20 protein-coding genes and 1 tRNA gene are annotated in these 19,655 nt (G+C 71.5%); 20 read left to right on the top strand and 1 reads right to left on the bottom strand.

What is annotated here, in order from left to right; translation table 11 throughout:
• Positions 1 to 134: 134 nt before the first annotated feature.
• The 11 genes from P0Y48_07750 to P0Y48_07700 all read left to right on the top strand — a co-directional run bounded on the left by P0Y48_07750 (position 135) and on the right by P0Y48_07700 (position 9,931).
• The gene (locus P0Y48_07750) at positions 135 to 1,064 is read left to right on the top strand and encodes a TadA family conjugal transfer-associated ATPase (GenBank protein WEK12375.1); all 930 of its coding nucleotides are present in this window, start codon (positions 135 to 137) and stop codon (positions 1,062 to 1,064) included.
• Positions 1,061 to 1,969 carry a type II secretion system F family protein gene (locus tag P0Y48_07745; protein WEK12374.1) on the top strand — a complete coding sequence of 303 codons (909 nt, stop codon included), beginning with the start codon at positions 1,061 to 1,063 and terminating at the stop codon, positions 1,967 to 1,969. Before P0Y48_07750 ends, P0Y48_07745 begins: the two co-directional genes overlap by 4 nt.
• 54 nt (positions 1,970 to 2,023) lie before the next feature.
• Positions 2,024 to 2,263, top strand: coding sequence for a DUF4244 domain-containing protein (locus P0Y48_07740; GenBank protein ID WEK12373.1), 240 nt, complete (start codon positions 2,024 to 2,026; stop codon positions 2,261 to 2,263).
• A gap of 26 nt (positions 2,264 to 2,289) precedes the next feature.
• A complete protein-coding gene (locus tag P0Y48_07735) occupies positions 2,290 to 2,637 on the top strand; it encodes a TadE family type IV pilus minor pilin (GenBank protein ID WEK12372.1) in 348 nt (115 codons plus the stop codon).
• Between the two features lie 16 nt (positions 2,638 to 2,653).
• Positions 2,654 to 2,971, top strand: coding sequence for a helicase (locus tag P0Y48_07730; GenBank protein WEK12371.1), 318 nt, complete (start codon positions 2,654 to 2,656; stop codon positions 2,969 to 2,971).
• A 245-nt stretch (positions 2,972 to 3,216) separates the two neighbouring features.
• Positions 3,217 to 5,832 carry a type I DNA topoisomerase gene (gene topA, locus P0Y48_07725; protein WEK15036.1) on the top strand — a complete coding sequence of 872 codons (2,616 nt, stop codon included), beginning with the start codon at positions 3,217 to 3,219 and terminating at the stop codon, positions 5,830 to 5,832.
• Positions 5,829 to 6,485, top strand: coding sequence for a dTMP kinase (tmk, locus tag P0Y48_07720; GenBank protein WEK12370.1), 657 nt, complete (start codon positions 5,829 to 5,831; stop codon positions 6,483 to 6,485). The genes topA and tmk overlap by 4 nt, the downstream gene beginning before the upstream one ends.
• Positions 6,486 to 6,527: 42 nt before the next feature.
• Positions 6,528 to 7,718: a DNA polymerase III subunit delta' gene (locus tag P0Y48_07715; protein ID WEK12369.1), complete on the top strand. Its 1,191-nt coding sequence runs from the start codon at positions 6,528 to 6,530 to the stop codon at positions 7,716 to 7,718.
• On the top strand, positions 7,715 to 9,277 hold the full coding sequence (locus P0Y48_07710) for an alpha/beta hydrolase (GenBank protein WEK12368.1): 1,563 nt from the start codon (positions 7,715 to 7,717) through the stop codon (positions 9,275 to 9,277). The genes P0Y48_07715 and P0Y48_07710 overlap by 4 nt, the downstream gene beginning before the upstream one ends.
• Before the next feature lie 108 nt (positions 9,278 to 9,385).
• Positions 9,386 to 9,458, top strand: a tRNA-Thr gene (locus P0Y48_07705).
• An 80-nt stretch (positions 9,459 to 9,538) separates the two neighbouring features.
• Entirely contained in the window at positions 9,539 to 9,931 is a 393-nt protein-coding gene (locus P0Y48_07700; GenBank protein WEK12367.1) for a hypothetical protein, read from the top strand.
• 3 nt (positions 9,932 to 9,934) lie between these two features.
• Here the strand turns inward: P0Y48_07700 and P0Y48_07695 are convergent, their stop codons facing one another.
• Positions 9,935 to 10,828 (bottom strand): EamA family transporter, encoded by an 894-nt coding sequence (locus tag P0Y48_07695; GenBank protein WEK12366.1) that lies wholly within the window; start codon positions 10,826 to 10,828, stop codon positions 9,935 to 9,937.
• Between the two features lie 99 nt (positions 10,829 to 10,927).
• Here P0Y48_07695 and P0Y48_07690 point away from each other — a divergent pair, with 99 nt between their 5' ends.
• The 9 genes from P0Y48_07690 (at position 10,928) to kdpC (ending at position 19,653) form a co-directional block, all read left to right on the top strand.
• The gene (locus tag P0Y48_07690; protein ID WEK12365.1) at positions 10,928 to 11,509 is read left to right on the top strand and encodes an isochorismatase family protein; all 582 of its coding nucleotides are present in this window, start codon (positions 10,928 to 10,930) and stop codon (positions 11,507 to 11,509) included.
• Entirely contained in the window at positions 11,506 to 12,588 is a 1,083-nt protein-coding gene (locus P0Y48_07685) for a DUF2510 domain-containing protein (protein ID WEK12364.1), read from the top strand. Before P0Y48_07690 ends, P0Y48_07685 begins: the two co-directional genes overlap by 4 nt.
• 1 nt (position 12,589) lies before the next feature.
• A complete protein-coding gene (locus P0Y48_07680; protein WEK12363.1) occupies positions 12,590 to 13,585 on the top strand; it encodes a hypothetical protein in 996 nt (331 codons plus the stop codon).
• Positions 13,586 to 13,630: 45 nt separating this feature from the next.
• A complete protein-coding gene (gene chrA / locus P0Y48_07675; protein WEK12362.1) occupies positions 13,631 to 14,821 on the top strand; it encodes a chromate efflux transporter in 1,191 nt (396 codons plus the stop codon).
• A 164-nt stretch (positions 14,822 to 14,985) separates the two neighbouring features.
• Complete coding sequence (locus P0Y48_07670; protein WEK12361.1) at positions 14,986 to 15,126, top strand: hypothetical protein; 141 nt, start codon at positions 14,986 to 14,988, stop codon at positions 15,124 to 15,126.
• Positions 15,123 to 15,212, top strand: a complete 90-nt coding sequence (locus P0Y48_07665) for a potassium-transporting ATPase subunit F (GenBank protein ID WEK12360.1) — start codon at positions 15,123 to 15,125, stop codon at positions 15,210 to 15,212. Before P0Y48_07670 ends, P0Y48_07665 begins: the two co-directional genes overlap by 4 nt.
• Positions 15,212 to 16,885 (top strand): potassium-transporting ATPase subunit KdpA, encoded by a 1,674-nt coding sequence (gene kdpA, locus P0Y48_07660; GenBank protein WEK12359.1) that lies wholly within the window; start codon positions 15,212 to 15,214, stop codon positions 16,883 to 16,885. Before P0Y48_07665 ends, kdpA begins: the two co-directional genes overlap by 1 nt.
• 53 nt (positions 16,886 to 16,938) lie before the next feature.
• On the top strand, positions 16,939 to 19,017 hold the full coding sequence (gene kdpB / locus P0Y48_07655; GenBank protein ID WEK15035.1) for a potassium-transporting ATPase subunit KdpB: 2,079 nt from the start codon (positions 16,939 to 16,941) through the stop codon (positions 19,015 to 19,017).
• Positions 19,018 to 19,038: 21 nt separating this feature from the next.
• Positions 19,039 to 19,653 (top strand): potassium-transporting ATPase subunit KdpC, encoded by a 615-nt coding sequence (kdpC, locus tag P0Y48_07650; GenBank protein ID WEK12358.1) that lies wholly within the window; start codon positions 19,039 to 19,041, stop codon positions 19,651 to 19,653.
• Positions 19,654 to 19,655 lie beyond the last annotated feature (2 nt).

The raw sequence follows: 19,655 nt of genomic DNA, 5'->3' as shown, positions 1-19,655 counted from the left end.
GTCGAGGGATGACCGCGCCGTTCCTCGTCCACCCTCGCGTCGCATCAGAGGGGGGTCTCGCCCGCGTCGCGGCGGACCCCGTTGCGGGTGTCCCTTCGGTGCGACGGGTCGGATCGAGCGCGTCCGCGCGACTCGTGCCGGAACATCCCGCGCTCGGCGCTCTGTTGCCGCACCTCGCCGATCCCGACGTCACCGACGTGTTCGTCAACGGTGTCGACGGACTGTTCGTCGACCGAGGTCGCGGGGCGGAGCGCATCGCCGCCTGGGACGCCGATGAAGAGTCGGTGCGCGAGCTCGCGGTCGCGGTCATCGCTCTCGGAGGCCGCCATCTCGACGATCTCTCGCCCCTGGTCGACGTGCGCTGGGACAACGGCGCACGGGTCCATGCCGTGCTCCCTCCCGTCGCCTGTGCGGGGGCGACCGTCTCCATCCGGCTGCCTTCCGCCGTGCCTCCGTCGCTCGACGAACTGATGCGGCGAGGTGCGATGGACGCAGCAGTCGAACGGCGGTTGAGGGAGCTCGTCGCGCGCCGTGCGAATCTGCTCGTCACGGGATCCACCGGAGCGGGCAAGACCACCCTGTTGGCGAGCCTGCTCGGTCTCGTTCCCGCCACGGAGCGGATCGTGACGATCGAAGATGTCGCCGAGCTGCGTATCGACCATCCGCACCACGTGCGCCTCGAGGCGCGTCAGCCCAATCTCGAGGGTGCCGGCGGCGTCGGGCTCGCACGTCTCGTCCGCGAAGCGCTGCGAATGCGCCCCGACCGCCTGGTGGTCGGAGAATGCCGCGGCGAGGAGGTGCGTGAGCTCCTCACGGCGCTGAACACCGGCCACGACGGCGGCGCCGGCACCGTCCACGCCAGCGGGCTCGCCGACGTTCCGGCTCGGCTCGAAGCACTCGGCGCGCTCGCGGGCATGAGCGACCGCGCGGTCGCCCGGCAGGTCGTCAGCGCGATCGATGCGATCATCCACATCGAGCGCGGACGAGACGGCATCCGCCGCGTCACGGGGATCGCACGTCCGGTCGTCGTCGACGACCGCCTGTCGATCGCGGAGGCGCCGTGACGAGGGCAGATCGTCGATCCATCCCGGATGCCGAGACGGTCGCGACCGACGTCCACCGGCTGGCGGTGCTTCTGCAGGCGGGTCTCACTCCGGCGCGGGCCTGGGGGGAGATCACGGCGAGCACCGCACCGGTCGGGGGTATGGCGGGCCCGATCGATGACACGGCGATCGCGGAGAAGGTGATCGATGGTGCCGGGATCGCCGAGGCCTGCCGGCGTCGCGGCGGGGTGTGGGCGGAGGTGGGGATCGCGTGGCGCGTGGCCACAACGGTGGGCGCGCCCCTCGCGCCGAGCCTCCGGACGGTGGCCGAGACTCTGCGCGACGCGGAGCAGGCCCGCCACGACGTCGCCGTTGCGCTCGCGGAGCCCGCGGTCACCGCGCGGCTCATCGCGTGGCTTCCGCTCCTCGCGATCGTTCTGGTCGCCGCCTTCGGCTTCGACGTCGCTGGCGCGCTGTCCAGTCCGCTGGGGCTCGCCAGCGCCGGGGGTGGCATCGCTCTCATGGTCGTCGCGCGGCGTTGGACGGCCACGCTCGTGCGGCGAGCGCAGCCGCCAGACGGCATCGCGGGATGGTCGCACGAGCTCGTGACGATCGCGCTCAGCGGCGGTGTGTCGATCGATCGCGCACTCGCCGTCGTCGAGGATGCGGGGTGCGCCGATGCGCGGGATGCCACGGCATCCGTCCTCGCACTGTCACGCCGATGCGGAGCGCCGGCCGTGGAGCTGCTGCAAGCGGAGGCGGCCGACCGCCGCCGTGCCACCCGGACCGAGGGGCGGCTGCGCGCCGCGAAACTGAGCGGCCGACTCCTCCTGCCGCTCGGGGTGTGCACCCTGCCCGCCTTCCTGCTTCTGGGGGTCGCGCCCATGCTCCTGTCCGTGCTGTCGTCCGCCCCCGTCGTCTTCTGACCGATCGGCTCAGCCTCAGACCGCCCAGCCACTCGAAACCAGAAAGGAGTCCTCATGACTCATCACCGCTCTCTCCTCCGGAAATCTCGCCCGCATCCGGCCGGATTTCCCGACCTCACGCGTCGCCGGTCTACGCGGCTGTTCGCCGACGAGACCGGCGCCGCCACCGCGGAGTATGCGATCGCCACGATGGCGGCGGTCGCCTTCGCGGGCCTCCTCGTCGTGATCATGCGCAGCGACGAGGTACGCGGCATCCTGACCGACCTCGTGCGTCGCGCCCTCACCGTCGAGTGAGCGGGCGTCGGGTGAACGGGCGTCGGATGACCCACCGTCGGTCGATCGGTGACGACCTCGGATCGGTGGCGGCGGAGTTCGCGGTCGTCGTCCCCGCCGTCGTGCTGATCGTCGCGCTCGCCGCGGCCACCCTTGCGGGCACGTCCCGGCAGGTGCGGCTCGAGCAGGCGGCTGCCCAGGGTGCGCGACTCGCGGCCCGTGGCGAGGGCGACGGCCGCGTGCGCGAGGCGGTCGCCGTCCTCGTCTCCGGCGCTCGCGTCGCGATCGGCTCCGACGGAGACTTCGATTGCGTCGACGTCTCCGCGCCCAGCGGCGTGCCGCTGCCGCTTCCCGCCCTGACGGCGAGATCGTGTGCCCTTTCGGGAGGGCTGTGATGGCGGGGTCGCACTCGTGAGCGGCCTCGCCCTCGCCGTCGGCGCCACCGCCGTCGTGGCGACGCTCGCGGTGGGCTGCGCGACCGCCGGCGCGGTATCGGTCCGCATGGCTCGGGCGGCGGGCGCGGCCGACGCTGCGGCGCTCGCCGCCGCCGATGCGGCATCCGGAGCCATCGCGGGGGAGCCGTGCGCACGGGCGGCCGAGACGGCTCAGCGTGTGGGCGGCGTCCTGCTCGGGTGCGACGTCGACGGGGTGGTCGCGACGGTCATGGTGGCCGTGCCGCTCGGTCCGTTCCAGCCGACGGCGAGGGCACGGGCGGGGCCGCCGGGGTGAGCTCGGCCCGTGCCGTCGCCTCGCGGGTCGCCGCACCTGCGCCGTGAGAGAACACGGGTGCTGCGACCTCGATCCCCGGGCGCTCTCGGAGATTGCACCCCTGTGCGGTGTGTATGGTGTGCATCGAAGAAAGGACGCCAGTGGCTGAAGGCACCAAGGGCACGAAAGGCGCGGGCACGAAGAGCGCGACCGGCACGAAAGGCGCGAGCGGCAAGAAGCTCGTGATCGTCGAGTCGCCGACCAAGATGAAGTCGATCCAGGGATACCTGGGCGACGGCTACGAAGTGCTCAGCTCCGTCGGTCACATCCGCGACCTCGCAGAGAAGAAGGACATCCCCGCCGAGCTCAAGAAGACCTCCGTGGGCAAGTACTCGATCGACATCGAGAACGACTTCACCCCTCTATATGTGGAGAGTGATCGCGGCAAGAAGACCGTCGCCGAGCTCAAGCGCGCACTGAAAACCGCCGACGAACTGCTCCTCGCCACCGATGAGGATCGCGAAGGCGAGGCCATCGCGTGGCACCTGCTCGAGGCGCTGAAGCCGAAGGTCCCCGTCAAGCGCATGGTCTTCCACGAGATCACGAAGGATGCCATCCGCGCCGCCGTCGACAACACCCGCGAACTCGACCTCGCTCTCGTCGACGCGCAGGAGACCCGCCGCATCCTCGATCGGCTGTACGGCTGGGACGTCTCCGACGTCACGCGCCGGAAGGTCGGGCAGGGAACGTCCGCGGGCCGCGTCCAGTCCGCCGCCACGCGACTCGTGGTCGACCGGGAGCGCGAGCGCATGGCGTTCGTGTCCGCGTCGTACTGGGACGTCGAGGCGCACGCGGCGAAGGAGTCCTCCGACGCCTTCGCGACGCGACTCTCCCGCCTCGACGGGGCGCCCCTCGCCCGGGGCACCGACTTCGACGACCGCGGCGAGCTGAAGAAGGCCGTCGTCGTGCTCACCGAAGGCCAGGTGCGCGACCTCGCCGCCGCCATCGAAGCCGTCGGAACGGGCACCGTCACCTCCGTCGAAGCCAAGCCCGGAACCCGGAGCCCCAAGCCGCCGTTCACGACTTCCACGCTCCAGCAGGAGGCCGGCCGCAAGCTCTCGATGAGTGCCAAGCACGCCATGGGCGTCGCGCAGCGGCTCTACGAAAAGGGCTTCATCACCTATATGCGCACCGACTCGACGGCACTGTCGACGCAGGCCGTGTCGGCCGCGCGCGCACAGGCCGTCGCGCTCTACGGCGACACGGCGGTTCCCGCGAACCCGCGCAGCTACCGCAACAACAGCAAGAACGCGCAGGAGGCGCACGAGGCGATCCGCCCGTCCGGCGAGGACTTCCGCACGCCCGCCTCCGTCGCGTCCTCCTTGGACCGCGACGAGATGCGCCTCTACGACCTGATTTGGAAGCGCACCGTCGCCAGCCAGATGGCCGATGCGAAGTACGAGACCACGACCGTCACGATCGATGTCGCCGCCGGCGGCAAGGTCGCCGCGTTCACGGCATCCGGCACCGTCTACACCTTCAAGGGGTTCCTCGACGCCTACGAGGAAGGCCGCGACGAGAAGCGCGGGGACGCCGACAAGTCCGACGACCAGTCGCTCCCGGCGCTCACCGTCGGCGACGCGGTCAGCCTCCGCGACATCGAGGCGAAGGGGCACGCGACGAGCCCGAAGCCCCGCTACACGGAGGCATCGCTCGTCAAAGCGCTCGAAGAGAAGGGCATCGGTCGGCCCTCGACGTTCGCGAGCATCATCGACGTCATCCTCAACCGCGGCTACGTCAGCAAGCGCGGACAGGCGCTCGTGCCCAGCTGGCTCGCGTTCAGCATCGTCCGCCTTCTCGAGCAGCACTTCTCCGACCTCGTCGACTACGACTTCACGGCGGCTCTGGAAGACGACCTCGACGCGATCGCCCGCGGTGAGCAGGACCGTGCCGAGTGGCTCCGGAAGTTCTACTTCGGCGCGGACGACCACGTCGGGCTCCGCAACGTCGTCGACAACCTCGGTGACATCGATGCGCGCGAGATCAACTCGACGCCGATCGGCGACGTCGCCGTGCTCCGGTTCGGCCGCTACGGCCCGTACCTGGAGGTGCCCGGCGATGACGAGAACCCGCGCCGGATCAACGTACCCGACGACCTCGCACCCGACGAGCTCACTCCCGCGAAGGCGCAGGAGCTCATCGACGCACCCGTCGGCGGCGACCGGGTACTCGGCCAGAACCCCGACAACGGTCGCGACATCGTCGTGAAGGACGGCCGCTTCGGTCCCTACCTGGAGGAGCTTCTGCCGGAGAGCGAAGCACCGGTCGAGGAGGCGCCGAAGAAGCGCGGAGCGAAGAAGGATGCCGCACCCAAGCCGCGCCGCGCCTCGCTGTTCAAGAGCATGTCTCCCGAGACGATCGACCTCGACACCGCGCTGAAGCTCTTCGGGCTCCCGCGCGTCGTCGGTGTCGACCCCGAGACGGGGGTCGAGATCACCGCCCAGAACGGCCCCTACGGCCCGTACATCAAGAAGGGCACCGATTCGCGCAGCATCGGCAGCGAAGAGCTCATCTTCGACATCACGCTCGATCAGGCCCTGGAGATCTACGCGCTGCCGAAGTACGCCAACCGCGCCGCCACCTCGCTGAAGGAGTTCGAGGCCGACCCGGTGAGCGAGAAGCCGATCCGCATCAAGGACGGCCGCTTCGGTGCCTACGTCACCGACGGAACGACGAACGTCACGATCCCGCGCGGACAGACGCCCGACGACATCACCTACGAGATCGCCGTGCAGATGCTCGCCGAGAAGCGCGCGAAGGGTCCCGCCCCCAAGCGCACGACGCGTCGGCCTACGACCCGCAAGACGCCGGCCAAGAAGTGAGCTCACCCGCGCCGCAGCCCATCCCGGCGAAACCGGGCGGGCTGTGGATCACGTTCGAAGGCGGCGACGGGTCCGGCAAGACGACGCAGGCGACCCGACTGGAGGAGTGGCTGCGCGGCGAGGGGCGCACCGTCGTACGCACGAGGGAGCCCGGTGGAACCGAGGTCGGCAACCTCATCCGCGACATTGTCCTCCACCATCGCGGCGACATCGCCCCCCGAGCCGAAGCGCTCCTCTACGCCGCCGACCGTGCGCACCACGTCGCCACGCTCGTGCAGCCGGCGCTCGCGCGTGGCGAGGTCGTGATCCAGGACCGCTACCTCGACTCCTCCGTCGCCTACCAGGGTGCCGGTCGCGTGCTCGACCCGGGCGAGATCCGCGACCTGTCGCTGTGGGCGACGGGCGGCTCGCTTCCCCATCTCACCGTGCTCCTCGATCTCGATCCCGCCGCGGCACGGCACCGCCTCGACGCCGACGACAAGCCGTTCGACCGGCTCGAGGCGGAGAAGGCCGACTTCCACACCCGGGTGCGCGAGGCCTACCTCGCGCTCGCCCACGCGGAACCCGACCGCTTCCTCGTGCTCGATGCGACGCGGCCCGTCGAAGAGTTGGCGGAGGGCGTGCGCACGCGCGTCGCCGCGCTCCTCTCCTGACCGCCCGACGCGGCGTCGTCGGCACCCCGTAGGCTGGTCGCCATGACGACGGCACCCTCGGCACGCCCCGCGTCGCACGGGGCACCCGCCGCGGCGCGAGAGGTTCCCTGGGGCGAGGTGTGGGGCCAGGCGGATGCCGTCGCGCAGCTGCAGGCGGCCGCGTCCGACCCGGCGCAACTCGCTCACGCGTGGTTGATCACCGGACCGCCCGGGTCGGGCCGTTCGACCCTCGCCTACGCGTTCGCCGCCGCCCTCATCGCCGAGCCCGGCGACGAGACGGCCATGCGTCAGGTGCTGGCCGGCACCCACCCCGACCTCGCGGCGCTGCGCACCGAGGGCGTCATCATCTCGATCAAGGATGCGCGGGCGCTCGTGGAGAGGTCGTACTTCGCGCCGTCGCTCGGCCGCTACCGCGTGATCGTCATGGAAGACGCCGACCGCATGGTCGAACGCACGAGCAACGTGCTGCTGAAAGCCCTCGAGGAGCCGCCGGAGCGCACTGTGTGGGTGCTGTGCGCGCCGAGCGACGCCGACCTGCTCCCCACGATCCGGTCGCGCGTGCGCACGCTCCGGCTGCGCGAGCCCGACGTCGACGATGTCGCCCGCCTCATCACACAGCGCACCGGTGCCGACCCGGCCGTCGCCGAGCAGTCTGCACGCCTTGCCCAGCGTCACATCGGTATGGCCCAGCGCCTCGCCACCGACGAAGCCGCCCGCGCCCGCCGCGACGAGACGCTGCGCGCGGTGCTGCGCGTGCGCGGTGTGGGCGATGCGGTCGACGTCGCGGCGCGTGTCGTGCAGGCCGCCACGGAAGATGCCAAGGCGCTGACGGCGGAACGCGACGAGAGCGAGCGGGAAGCGCTGTTGCGCACCCTCGGCATCCCGGCCGGCAGCGCCGTGCCGCCCGCTGTCCGCGGACAGTTGAGCGCGCTCGAAGACGATCAGAAGCGGCGCGCGACGCGCAGCCTGCGCGACGGCATCGACCGTGTGCTCACCGATCTCGAGTCGATGTACCGCGACACGCTCATGCTGCAGTTCTCGCGGGGCGACGACCTCATCAACCGCGAGCTCGCCGACGAGCTGACCGCCCTGGCCGCCGCGTGGGACGCGCCCCGCACGCTCACGGTGCTCGACCAGATCTCCGTCACCCGCACCAACCTGGAAGGCAACGCCGCGCCCGCGCTCGCGCTGGAGAGCCTTCTCATCACCGTCGCCAGCGGAAGGACCCCGTGAACCGCACTCGTCGTCTCCTGACCGTCACCGCCGGGCTGGCGGTGGCCGCCCTCACCCTCAGTGCCTGCGGCATCCTGTGGGACCCGAAGACCGAGGCCTCGCCGTCCGCGGCGCCCAGTTCGTCTCCGAACCTCGACAGCGTCCCCGCCGGCTTCGAGGACTTCTACGGGCAGGCGTTGTCGTGGGAGGAGTGCGAGGGCACCGACCCGGGCAGCTATGACTGCACGACCGTGACGGCGCCCCTGGACTGGAGCGACCCGGATGCCGGCGAGATCGAGTTGGCGGTCATCCGCCGCGCGGCGTCCGGCCGCGACGCGCAGGGATCGCTCCTCACCAACCCCGGCGGTCCGGGGGCCAGCGGTTACGACATGATCGCCGACAGCGCGCTGTTCGCCGTGGGCGACGAGCTGGCCGACGCGTACGACGTGATCGGGTTCGACCCGCGCGGTGTCGGGCGGTCGACCGCCGTGACCTGCCTCGACGCGGCGAAGATGGACGCGTACCTGTTCGACATCCCCGCCGACCCGCGCGGCAGCGCCGGTTGGGAGGCCGAGCTCACCGAACGCAACGACGAGTTCGTGCAGGCGTGCATCGACGGCAGCGACGGCATCCTCCCGTTCATCACGACCGACAACGCGGCCCGCGACCTCGACCTCCTGCGGGCGGTGCTCGGCGACGCGAAGCTCAACTACCTCGGCTACTCGTACGGCACCTTCCTCGGCGCGACGTACGCCAAGCTGTTCCCCGCACAGGTCGGGCGCCTCGTGCTCGACGGGGCCATCGATCCCGCGATCCCGGGCCTCGACGTCGGCACGATCCAAGCGGTCGGCTTCGAGTCGGCGCTGCGTGCGTACATGGCCGACTGTCTCGACAGCAGCGAGTGCCCGTTCGACGGTTCGGTCGACGAGGGGATGGCCGACCTCGGCACGTTGCTCGCGAGTGTCGACCGCTCGCCACTGCAGGCGTCCGACGGCCGGGAGCTCGGTGCCGACTCCCTGCTGACCGGCATCATCGCCGCGCTGTACTCGCAGGAGAGCTGGAGCTACCTGACGATGGCGCTCGACGACGCGCTCGGCGGGAACCCGGACACGGCGTTCCAACTCGCCGACTTCTACTACGGCCGCTCGCCCGACGGCGCGTACGCAGACAACTCGACCGAAGCGTTCCGCGCGTACAACTGCATGGACTATCCGCTCGACACCGACGATGCCGATCAGGCCGCCGCCGAAGCCCTCATCGCGCAGAAGGCGCCCACGATCGCACCGTATTGGCAGGGCGTCGACGTGTGCGAGGTGTGGCCGGCAGAACCCACCGGCGTGCGCGAGCCGATCACCGCCGAGGGCGCCGCGCCGATCGTCGTCGTCGGCACCACGAACGACCCCGCCACGCCGTACGAGTGGTCGGAGTCGTTGGCCGATCAGCTGTCGTCCGGCGTGCTCGTCACGCGCGTAGGGGAGGGGCACACGGGGTTCAACAAGGGCAACGCGTGCGTCGATGACGCCGTCGTCGCCTACCTGATCGACGGCACGGTGCCCGAAGACGGGCTGCGGTGCGAGTGACGCTCGTCGACGCGGCGGGGCGTTCGAGGCAGGACCGCGGAGCACGGTTCGCGGCACCCTCACCGACCCTGTAAGATCGTTGATCGTGCATGCGTGAGCAGAGCACGCGCCACCTTAGCTCAGACGGCAGAGCGATTCACTCGTAATGAATAGGTCAAGGGTTCGATTCCCTTAGGTGGCTCGACAAGCAAGGCCCGTCGCTCGGCGGGCCTTCGTCGTACGGGTCGCGCGCGGCGGCGATCCGAGGGCTCAGGAGGCCGGGTGAACGCGCTCGATGCGGTGATCGAGGTCTTCGCGTGGCTCGGTTTCGGCGGTGCGGTGGCGCTCGGCATCCTCGCTCTCGTCCTTTGGGCGGCCGACGGAACGTGGCTCCCCGCCGAAGCGCTCGTCGACCACGAGGATGCCGGGACATTCCTGCGCTGGTACGACGCCGACGGCGACGCGAACAGCGCCCGGGTGACCGCCCATGACGCCGCCGAACTCGCGGGCGTCGATCGCGTGCCGATCTGGTATCGCTACGGGTGGCGCGACCGCATGCGCCTCACGCGGCGTGCACCCGCGCTCACGGGCGTCGCCGTCGCTGCGGCGGGGCTGCTGGCGCTCGGCGTCATCGCCCTCGTGACCTCGTGGGTGCTGCTGTTCGTCCGCGGCTGAGCTCTACGACACTGCGAGCAGCACGCCGGCGGTGAGGGCCAGCGCGAGCCCGACGGACTGTACCCGCGCGATGTGCTCGCGCAACACGATCGCGGCCAGCAGCACCGTTCCCGCGGGGTAGAGCGCGGTGAGTGCGGAGATCACCGCGAGATCGCCGCCGGAGCGGAGCGCGATCACGAGGAGCAGGTTGGCGGTCGCGTCGACGCAGCCGCACACCACCGCCAGCAGCCACGCCCGCCGAGCCGGAGACGAGTTCTCGGCGCTCGTCAGCACCGAGGCGGCCGCGCGTCCGCGCCGCACCGCGACGGCGACGGCGCCGAGCACGACCACGCTCGCGATCGTGCCCGCCACGGCACGGTTGACCAGCAACGGAACGACGCCGCTGTCGGCGCTCGTCCGATCGAGGAGGACGAGGAAGGCGCCGATGGCGACACCCGAGCCGACGGCCATCACGACGGCCTTCAACGACGGTCGCGTGATGCGCTCCCCGGGGAGGAACGCGACGAGGACGATCGCGACGACAGCCACGACGAGACCGACGTAGCCGATCGGCGCGAGGCGTTCGCCCTCGACGAGCAGTCCCCACAGCATGGGGGCGACGGCCGACACCACGGCGGTGAGCGGCGAGAGCACGCTCATGGGCCCGATCGCGAGACAGGCGTAGAGGAGGCCGACCGCCACAGCTCCGGCGATGCCCGAGGCGGCTCCCCACGCGACATCTTCCGCCCGCCACACGCCGCCCAGCACCGGGAAGGCGACCGCCAGCACGAGCAGGCCTGAGAAAGCGGCGACCGCCGTGACGAGAAGCGGCCGCAATCGCCGCGCCGCCAGGCCCCCGAGGAAGTCGGCCGATCCGTATACGAGGGCGCCCAGGAAGGCGACGGAAGCGGCGAGCATGATCGACAGCCTAGGGAAGCGGCGCGTGAGTGACCCTCCGGCGCCAGTGATCCGGCTTTCCGGAGTTGTGAACGCGGCGGGCCCGGCTACGCTCGATGTATGACCCGGGCGCTGTTCATCGTCGACGTGCAGAACGACTTCACCGAGGGCGGCGCTCTCGGCGTGACGGGCGGGGATGCCGTCGCCTCAGGCATCACGCAGCACCTTGCGGCGCACGCCGGAGAGTATGCGCTGATCATCGCTTCGCGCGACTGGCACGACGCAGACAACGACAACGGGGGCCACTTCGCCGACGGCGACCCCGACTTCGTCGACACGTGGCCGGTGCACTGCGTCGCGGGCACGCCCGGCGCCGAGTACGACCCAGGCCTGGACACGACCGCGGTGACGCATCACGTGAAGAAGGGCCAAGGTCGCCCGGCCTACTCGCTGTTCGAGGGTGTCACCGACGCGGGGGAGACCGTCGGCGACCTCCTCTCGACGTTCGGCGTCGTCGAGGTCGACGTGACCGGCATCGCTACCGACTATTGCGTCCGGGCCTCCGCGCTCGACGCCCTCGAGCACGGCCGCCACGTGCGCGTGCTCACCGACCTGGTTGCGGGCGTCGCCCCCGCATCCTCCGAATCCGCCCTTGCCGAACTCGCCCACGCGGGCGCCGACCTCCAGGAGAGCACACGATGACGACCCCCGCAGGCTGGTACGCCGACCCGACCGACCCTTCGCGCACGCGGTGGTGGGACGGCGCGCAGTGGACCGAGCACACCGCGCCCCTGCCGACGGCCCCGGCTGCCCCGGCCGCCCCGGCTGCCCCGACCGCTCCGGCCGCAGAGACTCCGGTCGCGGAGGCCGCCACTGCGGAGACACCGGCCGAAGTCGCGACGCCCGTCGAGGCTGCAACGCCCGTCGAGGCTGCCCCTGCCGACGAGGCCGCAGCCGACGCCGAGGCCGCTCCGGCGGCTGCGTCGTCCGAGCCGATCGCGCCGTCCGAGCCGAACGCCCCGTCCGCGCCCATCGCGCCCGCCGCCCCGCCGCTGCCGCGATACGGCGAGTACGCGCCTGCCGCGCCTGCCGCGCCCGCGACACCTGAGGCGCCCCTCGCTCATCCGGTCTCCGCGCCGGCGTACGGCGCTCCCGGCGCCTACGGCCAGGCCGCGTACGGTCAGGCTCAGGGCGCACCCGCCTACGGTCAGCCTGCGCCGGGCTACGGTCAGTCCGCTCCCGCATGGCCCGCTGCGGCCCCGCCGGTGGCGTACGGACCGTCGGCTCCCGGGGCGAACACCCACACGATCTGGATCTACCTCGCGATCGTGGTCTCCACCCTGCTCCCGGTGTTCACCCTCTTCCTTCTGAACCCGAGCTCGTTCGGCGACCTGGTCCGGCTCGAGACGATGGGCGGCTCGGATTCGGCCGCCGTCGCCGCGGTGATGTCCGACTGGATGCTCGCAAGCATCCTCATCCAGGTGTTCGTGTACGCGGGGATCGGCGCGTCGATCGTCTTCTCGTGGCTCGACTGGCGGGAGCTCAAGAAGCGCGGCGTGGCCCGTCCGTTCCACTGGGCCTGGTCGTTCTTCGCCCTCATCGTCTCGATCGGCGTCTACGTGATCGGACGGACCGTCGTGCTGCGTCGCGAGACCGGATCGGGACTCGCGGCCCTGTGGGTGTGGATCGGCTCCATCGTCGCGAGCATCGTCATCGCGCTCGTGTGGTTCAGCTACTTCTGGCAGCAGATGATGATCCTCCTCACGCACACCGGCGCCTGACGTGTTCCGGCGCGCACTGGCGGTCGTCCTGATCGTCGTGGGTGTCGTCCTGACGCCGGTCGCGACTATCGCGGCGTGGGCGCGCGTCGCGCTGGTGGACACCGACCGGTTCGTGGCCGTGCTGTCGCCGCTGGCGGCCGACCCCGCCGTTCAGGAACTCCTCGTGGACCGGTCGACGACCGCCATCGCGGCCAGGCTCGACGCCGAGACGCTCCTGGGCGACCTCTTCGCCGGTCTCGACGACCTCGATCTCCCTCCCCGGGCACGCGCTGCCCTTCCGCTCCTGCGGGGCGCGGCCGCCCAGAGCGTCGAGACCCTGATCGAACGGACGGTGACCAACCTCGTCACGTCGGACCGGTTCGCCGACACGTGGACGGTCGCCCTGCGCGCGACGCACACGGCCGCCCTCGTCGTGCTGACGCGCGACCCGGGCGATGCGCTCGGGGTGAGTGACGACGGTGGGCTGCAGCTGCACGTCGATGCGGTCGTCGCCGCGGCACGGCAACGCCTGATCGACGAGGGTGTGGTGGCGGCGGCGCTTCTGCCTGCCGTGCCGCTGACGGTGACGCTCGGGTCTGCGGAGACGCTGCTGACGGCGCGCGCGGTGTACGCCGCGGCCGTCACGGTGGGGGCGTGGATGCCGTGGGCGGTCGCCGTGCTGCTCGCCGCCGGTGTGCTGCTGAGCCGTCGCCGGGGGCGCGCGCTGGCGTGGACCGCGGGTGCGGTGGCGGTCGTCGCTGCGCTGGCGCTCGTGTCGCTCGCCGTCGGACGCGGTGTCTTCACGGATGCCGCGGGGGATGCCGGGGTGGCGGCAGGATCGATCTACGACGCGGTCGTCGCCTCCCTCGCGACGACCTTCGGTGTGCTGGCGCTCGTGGGCGCCGCTTCGGCCGCTGCCACGCTCCTCCTGCGACGGCTGCGGGCCGGCGGACACGGTCTCGCCGCGGAGAGTGCACGCGTCGACGTCTCGCGGGCCGAGGCTGCCCGCACCGACTGACACCGCTTCACTCCCTGTTCACCCCGGTCTGGAAGAGAGGAAGGCATGCCCCGCGCCCTCGCCGTGTTCCTCGTCTTCCTGCGTCTCGGGCTGACGTCGTTCGGCGGTCCGATCGCGCACATCGGCTACTTCCGCGCCGAGTTCGTCGAACGCCGCAAGTGGCTGACGGAGGACGAGTTCGGTGAGCTCGTCGCCCTCTGCCAGTTCCTGCCCGGCCCCGCATCCAGTCAGCTCGGCTTCGCGGTCGGTCTGCTGCGCGCCGGGACGGCCGGTGCGCTGCTCGCGTTCGTCGCCTTCACGCTCCCATCCAGCGTGCTCATGTTCGCGGCCGCCGCCGGCGCGTCGCTGCTCACGGGCGACGTCGCCGAGGGCGCGATCCGGGGACTCCTCATCGTCGCGGTGGCCGTCGTCGCCCACGCCGTGTGGGGCATGTCGCGCACGCTCACCCCGGACGCCGTCCGCGCGCTGATCGCGGCGGGGGCGGCGGCCGTCGTGCTGCTCGTGGGCGGCTCGTGGAGTCCGCTCGCGGCGATCGGGCTCGGCGCGCTCGCAGGGCTCCTGTGGTGTCGCACGGCAGCGGATGCCGTCACCGCTGCCCCATTCGGATTCCGGATACCGGTCGCGGTGGGCGCGGGGAGCCTGGTCGTGTTCGGGGTGCTGCTCGTCGGTCTCCCGCTGCTCGCCGCGACGACCGGCGAGGGCACGATCGCTCTCGTGGATGCCTTCTTCCGTTCCGGCGCGCTCGTGTTCGGCGGCGGTCATGTCGTGCTGCCGCTGCTCGACGCCGCCGTCGTGCAGACGGGGTGGGTCTCGCCCGACCAGTTCCTCACCGGCTACGCCGCCGCGCAGGCCGTGCCCGGCCCGCTGTTCACCTTCGCGACGTACCTCGGCGCGATCGCGACCACGGGTCCCGGCGGCGCCGTCGGGGCGATCGTCGCGACGCTGGCGCTGTTCCTCCCGGGGTTCCTCCTCCTCGTCGGCGTGCTGCCCTTCTGGAACCGCCTGCGCCGGCGGACAGGCGTCGCGGCGGCGATGCGCGGGGCGAGTGCGGCGGTCGTCGGCATCCTGGGTGCCGCGCTGTACGACCCGGTCTTCGTCGAAGCGGTCCGCGGGCCGGTCGACCTGGCGTTCGTCGTGGCCGCCTTCGTGCTGCTCGGGCCGGCGCGGGTACCGGCGTGGGCGGTCGTGCTCGCGGGAGGGGTCGCCGGGGCGCTCACGGGCGCCTTCGCGGGCTGAGGCGGCGCCCCGGCGTGAGCGCCGCGTAAGGGTCGACGCGTTGCCCGTATGGATCCCGTGAGGACGTCCCTGCGCGGCGCAGGACGGGTGTGTGATCGGGAGTCGCGCCCCCTTGGCGCACGGCCCGCCTTCCGCGGGTCGCCCGCTCATCGATCGGACTTCCCGTGCTCGACCTCCTCTTCGTCGCCGGCATCCTCTTCCTCTTCCTCGTCGTCGGTCTGCTCGCGACCGCCCTCGAGCGGCTGGGGCCGCCCGCCTCCGGCGCGGCAGCGCTCCCCGCTCGCGCGAAGGAGGAGCGTCGATGATCGTCTTCGACGTGCTCGCGGCCCTCCTCGGTGTCGCCGCCGTCGGCTACCTTGTCGTCGCCCTCCTGAAGCCGGAGTGGTTCTGATGGAGTGGCTGTACGCCGGTGCCGGCCTGTTGACGGTGGGGCTCGTCCTCGCGCTCGCCCACCGTCCCCTCGGGGACTACATGGCGTGGGTGTACACGTCGCCGAAGGATGCCGCCGTCGAACGCGGCCTGTACCGCGCGATCGGGGTCGACCCGCGATCGGGGCAGACCTGGTCGTCGTACGTGCGCTCGGTGCTCATCTTCTCGGCCGTCGGGGTGCTGCTGGTCTACGCCCTGCAGCGCCTTCAGCCGTGGCTCCCGTTCGCGCTCGGACTCGACGCGCCCAGCGAACACCTCGCGTTCAACACGGCGGTGTCGTTCGTCACCAACACCAACTGGCAGTCGTACTCGCCGGAGCAGACCCTCGGCTACACGGTGCAGGCGACGGCCCTGGCCGTGCAGAACTTCGTTTCGGCTGCCGTCGGCATGGCCGTGGCGGTCGCGCTCGTGCGCGGATTCGCGGCCAGACGCGACGTGACGCTCGGCAACTTCTGGGTCGATCTGGTGCGAGGCACGTTCCGCATCCTCCTGCCCTTCTCCCTCGTGGCCGCCGTCGTCCTGCTCGCGGGCGGCGTGGTGCAGAACCTGTCGGGATTCGTGGAGACGGCCACCGTCTCCGGCGGAACACAGCTGCTACCGGGCGGTCCGGTCGCCTCGCAGGAGGCGATCAAGCTGCTGGGCACCAACGGCGGCGGGTTCTTCAACGCCAACTCGGCGCACCCGTTCGAGAACCCGACGGGCTGGACCAGCCTGTTCGAGATCGTGCTCATGCTGCTCATCCCGTTCGCACTGCCCCGCACGTTCGGAGCTCTGCTCGGCGACCACCGGCAGGGGCGGGCCATCCTCGTCGCGATGGTGACGCTCTTCGTCGCCTCCACGCTGGCGCTCACCGCCCTCGAGCTCGCCGGTAACGGCAGCGCTCCGGAGGCGGCCGGGGCCGCGATGGAGGGCAAGGAAGCGCGATTCGGCATCGTCGGGTCCACCCTGTTCGGCTCGACGAGCACCCTCACGTCCACCGGCGCCGTCAACTCGATGCACGACTCCTACACCGCCCTCGGCGGCATGATGCCGATGCTCAACATGATGGTGGGCGAGCTCGCGCCGGGAGGCGTGGGCTCGGGGCTCTACGGCATCCTCGTGATCGCGGTGATCGCCGTGTTCATCGCCGGGCTCCTCGTGGGTCGGACCCCCGAGTACCTCGGGAAGAAGATCGGCCCGCGCGAGATGAAGCTGGCGAGCCTCTACATCCTCGTGACACCCGTCCTGGTGCTGGTGGGCACGGCGGCGAGTTTCGCGATCCCGGGCGTGCGCGAAGACGTGCAGAACACGTCGATCTGGAACCCCGGCGTCCACGGCTTCTCCGAGGTGCTGTACGCCTTCACCTCCGCGGCCAACAACAACGGCTCGGCCTTCGCCGGGCTCACGGCCAACACGCCGTGGCTGAACACGGCGCTCGGCGTCGCGATGCTCCTCGGTCGGTTCGTGCCGATCGTGCTCGTGCTCGCGCTCGCGGGCTCTCTCGCGGCACAGGATGCCGTTCCCGCTACAGCCGGAACCCTCCCCACGCACCGCCCGCTGTTCGTGGGCCTGCTCATCGGGACGATCCTCATCGTCACCGCGCTCACCTATTTCCCCGTACTCGCGCTGGGTCCCCTGGCGGAAGGGCTGGTCTGACCGTGTCCACTCTCACCGACGCCTCTCCGAGGCCCGTTCCCGCCCGTCGGGGAATCGGGGGCGCCGCCCTGGCGGCAGCCCTTCCCGTGGCGCTGCGCAAGCTCCACCCGCGCGCCCAGTGGCGCAATCCCGTGATGTTCCTCGTCTGGATCGGCGCGGTCCTCACGACCGCGATCGCGGTGGCCGAGCCGTTCCTCGGAGGTCCGCGGCCGTCGGGCGGCGCGGCGGTACCCGTGTCGTTCACCGGAGTCATCGCTGCGTGGCTGTGGCTGACGGTCCTGTTCGCGAACGTGGCGGAGGCGGTGGCGGAGGGGCGCGGCAAGGCGCAGGCCGACAGCCTCCGCGCGACGCGGACGAGCACGGTCGCCCAGCGGGTGACCTACGACCCCGAGGGCGACCCCGACGCGACGGATGCCGTGCCCACCGCCGTCTCGTCGGCCGACCTGCGCGTCGGCGACATCGTCGTCGTGACCGCGGGAGACCTCGTCCCCGGCGACGGCGACATCGTCTGGGGCATCGCGTCGATCGACGAGTCGGCGATCACGGGGGAGTCCGCCCCCGTCATCCGCGAGTCCGGCGGCGACCGCAGTGCGGTCACGGGCGGCACGCGCGTCCTCTCCGACCGGATCGTCGTGCGCATCACGTCCAAGCCGGGCGAGACCTTCGTCGACCGGATGATCGCTCTGGTGGAGGGGGCGGCTCGGCAGAAGACGCCGAACGAGATCGCGCTCGGCATCCTGCTGGCGAGCCTGTCGATCGTCTTCGTCGTCGTGGCGCTCGTGCTCAACCCGCTCGCCTCTGCGGCCGCGTCGCCCGTGAGCGTGCCGGTGCTCGTCGCGCTGCTGGTCTGCCTCATCCCCACGACGATCGGCGCGCTCCTGTCGGCGATCGGCATCGCCGGAATGGACCGGCTCGTCCAGCGCAACGTGCTCGCCCTGTCCGGTCGCGCCGTCGAGGCGGCCGGCGACGTCACGACGCTGCTGCTGGACAAGACCGGCACCATCACCTACGGCAACCGACGGGCGACCGAGTTCGTCCCGCTCGCGGGCGTGCCCGAGCACGAGCTGACGGCCGCCGCCGCGCTCTCCTCGCTCGCCGATCCCACGCCCGAGGGCAGCTCGATCGTGGCGCTCGCCGCCGCGCAGGGCGTGACCCCGTCGGCGGTGGACGGGCAGGTCGTGCCGTTCACGGCGCAGACGCGCATGAGCGGACTCGACCTCCCCGACGGCACCCGCATCCGCAAGGGGGCCGGCTCCGCCGTGCTCGCCTGGCTGGAGGATGCCGGTGCGCCCCCCGCACCGGAGCAGCGCGCGGAGTTGGAGCGCGAAGTCGAACGCATCGCCGGCTCGGGCGGCACTCCGCTCGTGGTCGCCGAGCTCGGCCCGCGCGGCGGAGGGCTCCGGGGCATCGTCCACCTGAAGGACGTCGTCAAGGACGGGCTCACGGAGCGCTTCGCCGAGTTGCGCGCCATGGGCATCCGCACCGTCATGATCACGGGGGACAACCCGCTCACCGCCGCCGCCATCGCGCGCGAGGCGGGGGTGGACGACTTCCTCGCCGAGGCGACCCCCGAGGACAAGCTCGCCTACATCCGGGCCGAACAGGCCGGGGGCAGCCTCGTGGCGATGACCGGCGACGGCACCAACGACGCCCCCGCGCTCGCGCAGGCCGACGTCGGCGTGGCGATGAACTCGGGCACCTCGGCCGCCAAGGAAGCGGGCAACATGGTCGACCTCGACTCCGACCCGACGAAGCTCATCGACATCGTGCGGATCGGCAAGCAGCTGCTCATCACCCGCGGCGCCCTGACCACGTTCTCGATCGCGAACGACATCGCGAAGTACTTCGCGATCATCCCCGCGATGTTCCTGACCGTGTTCCCCGGGCTGTCCGCGCTGAACATCATGGGGCTGCACTCCCCGGCATCCGCCGTGCTCTCGGCCATCGTGTTCAACGCGCTGATCATCGTGATCCTCATCCCGCTCGCCCTGCGGGGCGTGCGCTATCGGGCCGCGGATGCCTCGGCGATCCTCGGCCGCAACCTGCTCGTGTACGGGCTGGGCGGCGTCGTCGCCCCGTTCGCGGGGATCTGGGCGATCGACCAGCTCGTGCGCCTCATTCCCGGATTCTGACCCTCGTCTGGAGACATCCCCATGAACACCACCGCTCGCGCCACCGTGCGCACCTTCGGGGTCGCTGTCCGGGCCCTCGTGATCCTTACCCTCGTGCTCGGGGTGGGCTACACCGCCCTCGTGACCGTGTTCGCGCAGACGGCATTGCCGGCGCAAGCGAACGGGTCGCTGCTGCGTGACGCCGACGGTACGGTCGTCGGGTCGACCCTCCTCGGACAGAGCTTCACGGATGCCGACGGCCTGCCTCGGCCGGAGTACTTCCAGTCCCGCCCCTCGGCCGCCGGCGACGGCTACGACCCCACGAGCTCCAGCGGCAGCAATCTCGGCCCCGAGAACCCCGACCTCGTGGCGGCGATCGAGGAGCGGCGTGCGGCCGTCGCGGCCCTCGAGGGGGTCGCACCGGGCGACGTTCCCGCCGATGCGGTGACGGCATCCGCCTCCGGGCTCGACCCGCACATCTCACCCGCCTACGCTCGAATCCAGATCGATCGCGTCGCCGCCGCGCGCGGGCTCGACCCCGAACGGGTACGCGAGCTCGTCGCGGACCACACGCAGGGGCCCGACCTCGGGTTCCTGGGCGAAGCGGTCGTCAACGTCGTGGAGTTGAACGCGGCGCTGGATCGCCTGGGAGGCTGAGA

The organism is Candidatus Microbacterium phytovorans, from assembly GCA_029202445.1.
GTDB lineage: Bacteria > Actinomycetota > Actinomycetes > Actinomycetales > Microbacteriaceae > Microbacterium > Microbacterium phytovorans.
Note: the sequence above shows the minus strand (reverse complement) of the source record. Positions and strands in the feature narration are given on the sequence as shown.